Raw genomic sequence first — 4657 nt, forward strand, 5'->3', positions numbered from 1 at the left:
GATCTATACCAACCGAAAAATTTCCTCCTGCGCCCCATAAGACGGCGACGCGGGCATCGTCATCGCCGGCAAACGCGACGAAGGCATCGGCGAGTGCGTCGGCCATGGTGCGATCGACGGCATTTGCGGATTCCGGGCGGTCGAGAATCACTGTGGTGACCGCGCCGTTTTTCTCCACGCGAACCGATTTGCTCATGGGAGCACCCCTTCGGCTGACTTGGAATTTCTCTAGAATTCCACTAAACCACGTGTGCTTCCACCCCCTTATCAAAGGCGCGCTTCCGTGAAGACCAGCCTCGACACCTTCAAATCCCGCCGGACCCTTTCGGTGGGCGGCAAAAGCTATGTCTATTTCAGCCTCACCCAGGCGGAGAAAAACGGGCTCAAAGGGATTTCCCGGCTCCCCTATGCGATGAAGGTTCTGCTCGAGAACCTGCTGCGTTACGAGGATGGCGAGACCGTTACGGCGGCCGACATCAAAGCCGTTGCCGCTTGGCTCAAGAACAAGCGTTCGGACCGCGAAATCGCATTCCGCCCGGCGCGCGTCTTGATGCAGGACCTGACCGGCGTGCCCGCCGTGGTCGATCTCGCCGCGATGCGCGATGCGATGAAGGCGCTCGGCGGCGATCCCGCCAAGATCAACCCGCTCGCCGAAGTCGATCTCGTCATCGACCATTCGGTGATGGTCGATAATTTCGGCCTCAAGACCGCGTTCAAGCAGAACGTGGCGATCGAATACGAACGCAATCGCGAGCGCTATGCCTTCCTGCGCTGGGGCCAGCAGGCGTTCGCCAATTTCCGCGTCGTGCCGCCGGGCACCGGCATCTGCCATCAGGTCAATCTCGAATACCTGGCGCAGACGGTGTGGACGCGCAAAGGCAAGGACAAGCGCGGCGCTGCGGTGGAATATGCTTTCCCCGATACGCTGGTCGGCACCGACAGCCACACCACCATGATCAACGGCCTTGCCGTGCTCGGCTGGGGCGTCGGCGGCATCGAAGCCGAAGCGGCGATGCTGGGGCAGCCGATCTCGATGCTGATTCCGGAAGTCGTCGGCTTCAAGCTCACCGGCAAGCTGCCGGAAGGCACCACCGCGACCGATCTGGTCTTGACCGTGACGCAAATGCTGAGAAAGCAGGGCGTGGTCGGCAAGTTCGTCGAATTCTACGGCCCCGGCCTCGATGAGATGACGCTGGAAGACCGCGCCACGATCGCCAACATGGCCCCCGAATACGGCGCCACCTGCGGCTTCTTCCCGATCGATGCCGAGACCGTGCGCTATCTGAAAGACAGTGCGCGCAAGCCGGCCCGCGTCGCGCTGGTGGAAAAATACGCCAAGGCGCAAGGCCTGTTCCGCGACGCCAAGAGCCCCGATCCGGACTTCACCGCGACGCTGGAACTCGATCTCGGACTGGTGGTGCCCTCGCTCGCCGGACCGGCGCGGCCGCAGGATCGTGTGCCGGTGGTCACCGCGCCGACGGTGTTCAAGGAGGCGCTGACCAGCCGCTACAAGAAGAACCCTGACGACGCCCGCGTCGCGGTGGAGGGCGAGAGCTTCACGCTTGGTCATGGCGACGTCGTGATCGCGGCGATCACCTCGTGCACCAACACCTCCAACCCGAGCGTGATGATGGGCGCGGGGCTTGTCGCCAAGAAGGCGGTCGAACTCGGGCTGAAAGTGAAGCCGTGGGTGAAGACCTCGCTGGCGCCGGGCAGCCAGGTGGTGACGGAATATCTCAGCCGCGCCGGGGTCGACAAATATCTCGACAAGCTCGGCTTCAATCTCGTCGGCTACGGCTGCACGACGTGCATCGGCAATTCGGGCCCGCTGCCCGAGCCGGTCGCCAAGGCGATCACGACCAACGATCTCGCAGTCGCCTCGGTGCTGTCGGGCAACCGCAATTTCGAAGGCCGCGTGCATCAGCAGGTGCGCGCCAACTTCCTCGCTTCGCCGATGCTGGTGGTCGCCTACGCGCTCGCCGGATCGCTCAACGTCAATCTGCTGGAAGAGCCGATCGGCAAGGGCAGGGGCGGCAAGGACGTCTATCTGAAGGACATCTGGCCGAGCGCGAAGGAAGTTGCCGACGCGGTGCGAAAGGCGGTGAAAGCCAGCGCCTTCCGCGCCCGCTATGCCGACGTGTTCGAAGGTGACGCCAACTGGAAGAAGGTCAAGGTCGTCAAGGGCCAGACTTATAGCTGGGATGCGGAGTCGACCTATGTGAAGCATCCGCCTTATTTCGAAGGCATGGCAATGGCGCCGGCGCCGCTGTCGGATATTTCGGGCGCGCGCGTGCTGGCCCTGTTTGGCGATTCCATCACCACCGACCACATCTCGCCGGCCGGATCGATCAAGCCGGCGGCTCCGGGCGGGCTTTACCTGCAGGAGCACGGCATTGCGCCGAAGGATTTCAATTCCTACGGCAGCCGCCGCGGCAATCACGAGGTGATGGAGCGCGGCACCTTCGCCAACATCCGCATACGGAACGAAATGCTGGGCGGCAAGGAGGGCGGCAACACGCTGTACCAGCCCCCCGATTCCAGTTCACCCCGCGAGGAAATGTCGATCTTCGATGCGGCGGCGAAGTACAAGGCCGAAGGCGTGCCCGCGATCGTCATCGGCGGCAAGGAATACGGCACCGGCTCGTCGCGCGATTGGGCGGCGAAGGGGCCGAAGCTGTTGGGCGTCAAAGCGGTGATCGTGGAGAGCTTCGAGCGCATCCACCGCTCCAATCTCGTCGGCATGGGCGTCGCTCCGTTCGTATTCGAAGCCGGCAAGACGCGCAAAGATTACGATCTCACCGGCGAGGAGATCATCGACATCCCAGGCATCGCCGACGATTTGAAGCCGCTGAAACGCGTGACCGCGACCATCCACTACAAAGACGGCCGTACCGCCGACCTGCCGCTGGTGCTGATGCTGCTCACCGCCGACGAAGTCGCCTACTTCCAGAACGGCGGAATTCTGCCGTATGTGCTGAGGCAGTTGATGGCGTAATCGCGACCACCATTCATTTCTCGCCGCTCGGGCATCGCTACGCACGCCGGTTTGAAGGGCGCGGCCGGATTATGCTATTGTCGGCGTTATGAGTGACGCAAAAGCCATCGACGTATCGGAAATCACGTTCTCCGTGTTTCCCTCGGGTGCGGACAGGGCGCGGTGGGAGAGTCTGACGCCCGCCGAGCGCTTGGCTGTCATCGAACGTGATGAAGAAGCCGGTTTCGCCAGTGGCGTCGCGAGCCATGCTTCAAGGCATGAGATTCTTGCCGAAGTGCGGTCCGAAGCGAAGAAATAAACGTCGAGATTTCCAATCGTGCCAAGGCGGACATCAAAAGCATTGTCCGCTACACGATGGAGAATTTCGGCAGCGGCCAGACCGACGGATATATTGATGGGCTCTATTACAGCTTCGAGCTTCTCGCCGATAATCCGAAATTGGGCCGCGAATGGAAATCCGGCCGGCGGCGCTACGTCTACCGTATGCATTCCATCTATTATCGCCTCACGGCCAACAGTATCTTCGTGACCCACATCCGGCACGCCAGCCAGAGTCCTCTTTGAGGCCCGGCTTTCACGCCTTCTCCACCTTCTCCGCGAGCCAGGTCTTGATCAGCGATTGGTAGGGCACGTCGCGTTTGTTGGCGGCGACCTTGATGGCGTCGAGCAGGCTCACCGGCACGCGCAGGGAAATCGCGGTGGTGGTCGGCTTCAGGTTGGGGAAGACCACGCGACGCGCCTTGCTGAGATCGAAATAATCCGCCGTGTCATGGCTTTCCCAGAAGGCGCGCTCTTCGGCCTCGCTGGCGAACTTCGGGACGGGTTTATATTTCTTGGTCATAGACAGCTCTTTCCTTACGCGACATGTCACGCGCCGAGATCACACGGATCACACGTCCCTCGGCTCTCATTGTGAACGAAACCTGCAGGAGACGGTTGTCGTTGGATCTGCCGTAGGCGTGAAAACGTACCTCGGCAGTGCTGTGCCGCTCATCGTCAAAAAGCAAAAGCGGCATGTTGAAAAAGACCTGCTCGGCGTCGGATTGGCTGACGTTGTGCTTGTCGGCGCTTTTGCGGGCGTTGCCGTCGTCCCACTCAAACCCTGCGACAAGGTCCCGATCGAGCATTGGTGTATATTACTATAATATACAATAGACGCAAGTCCGGTGACACTTTGCGACGTTGGGTTTCTGCTTCGATGCGGACTGTGCCATCAAAACAGGCGCTTATATGCGGATTCCGCGGCATCGCGATCAAGCCGAAGTGACTGGTTCCCCCGCGCTGATCGGGTTAAGCTTCTTCGCATGAGGGTTGCAACCGCCGCGCTTGCTTTGTTGCTCTGTTCCGCTGCGAGCGTGTCCGCGGGGCCGACCGCGCCTGAACCGCGTCCGATCGTGGTGGAAGTCTACACCTCGCAAGGCTGCAGCTCGTGCCTCGCCGCCAACGCCGTCGCCGCCAAGCTGGCGCAGCGTCCGGGCGTGCTGGTGCTGAGTTTCGCGGTCACCTACTGGGACATGTTCGGCTGGAAGGACACGCTGGCGAGCGATGACAACACCCGCCGGCAAAAGGCCTATGCCGCCGCCTTGCGCCGCGGTGGGGTCTACACGCCGCAGATGATCGTCGACGGCATCAAGGACGTTCCCGCGGCGCGCGAGGATGCGG

Annotated in this window: 7 protein-coding genes; 4 read left to right on the forward strand and 3 right to left on the reverse strand. The window is 61.7% G+C overall.

From position 1 onward, the window contains the following. A partial coding sequence (locus AC1P6P_RS13730) for an enoyl-CoA hydratase-related protein (protein ID WP_481403013.1) occupies nucleotides 1-196 on the reverse strand: 196 nt, incomplete at its 3' end. 87 nt (nucleotides 197-283) lie between these two features. Here AC1P6P_RS13730 and acnA point away from each other — a divergent pair. From acnA to AC1P6P_RS13745, 3 genes are all read left to right on the forward strand, one after another. Beyond that, entirely contained in the window at nucleotides 284-2995 is a 2712-nt protein-coding gene (gene acnA, locus AC1P6P_RS13735; protein WP_481403014.1) for an aconitate hydratase AcnA, read from the forward strand. A gap of 88 nt (nucleotides 2996-3083) precedes the next feature. After that, nucleotides 3084-3293, forward strand: a complete 210-nt coding sequence (locus AC1P6P_RS13740) for a hypothetical protein (protein WP_481403015.1) — start codon at nucleotides 3084-3086, stop codon at nucleotides 3291-3293. A 56-nt stretch (nucleotides 3294-3349) separates the two neighbouring features. Beyond that, nucleotides 3350-3559 (forward strand): type II toxin-antitoxin system RelE/ParE family toxin, encoded by a 210-nt coding sequence (locus AC1P6P_RS13745; RefSeq protein WP_481403016.1) that lies wholly within the window; start codon nucleotides 3350-3352, stop codon nucleotides 3557-3559. Nucleotides 3560-3569: 10 nt separating this feature from the next. On the opposite strand, the gene AC1P6P_RS13750 is transcribed toward AC1P6P_RS13745, so the two are convergent. Together AC1P6P_RS13750 and AC1P6P_RS13755 are read right to left on the reverse strand one after the other, a co-directional pair. Next, nucleotides 3570-3836, reverse strand: coding sequence for a BrnA antitoxin family protein (locus AC1P6P_RS13750; RefSeq protein ID WP_481403017.1), 267 nt, complete (start codon nucleotides 3834-3836; stop codon nucleotides 3570-3572). Then, entirely contained in the window at nucleotides 3820-4122 is a 303-nt protein-coding gene (locus AC1P6P_RS13755; protein WP_481403018.1) for a BrnT family toxin, read from the reverse strand. The genes AC1P6P_RS13750 and AC1P6P_RS13755 overlap by 17 nt, the downstream gene beginning before the upstream one ends. A 228-nt stretch (nucleotides 4123-4350) precedes the next feature. Between AC1P6P_RS13755 and AC1P6P_RS13760 the strand changes: the two genes are divergently transcribed. Next, nucleotides 4351-4657, forward strand: a 307-nt coding sequence (locus AC1P6P_RS13760; RefSeq protein ID WP_481403019.1) for a DUF1223 domain-containing protein, incomplete at its 3' end; no start/stop codon positions are given.

It is taken from the genome of Rhizomicrobium sp. (assembly GCF_056722145.1).

Bases quoted from the DNA above. Each gene is read 5' to 3' on its own strand.
- AC1P6P_RS13740 (WP_481403015.1), top strand. From the start codon at position 3,084: ATGAGTGACGCAAAAGCCATCGACGTATCGGAAATCACGTTCTCCGTG.
- AC1P6P_RS13745 (WP_481403016.1), top strand. From the start codon at position 3,350: ATGGAGAATTTCGGCAGCGGCCAGACCGACGGATATATTGATGGGCTC.
- AC1P6P_RS13750 (WP_481403017.1), bottom strand. From the start codon at position 3,836: ATGACCAAGAAATATAAACCCGTCCCGAAGTTCGCCAGCGAGGCCGAA.
- AC1P6P_RS13755 (WP_481403018.1), bottom strand. From the start codon at position 4,122: ATGCTCGATCGGGACCTTGTCGCAGGGTTTGAGTGGGACGACGGCAAC.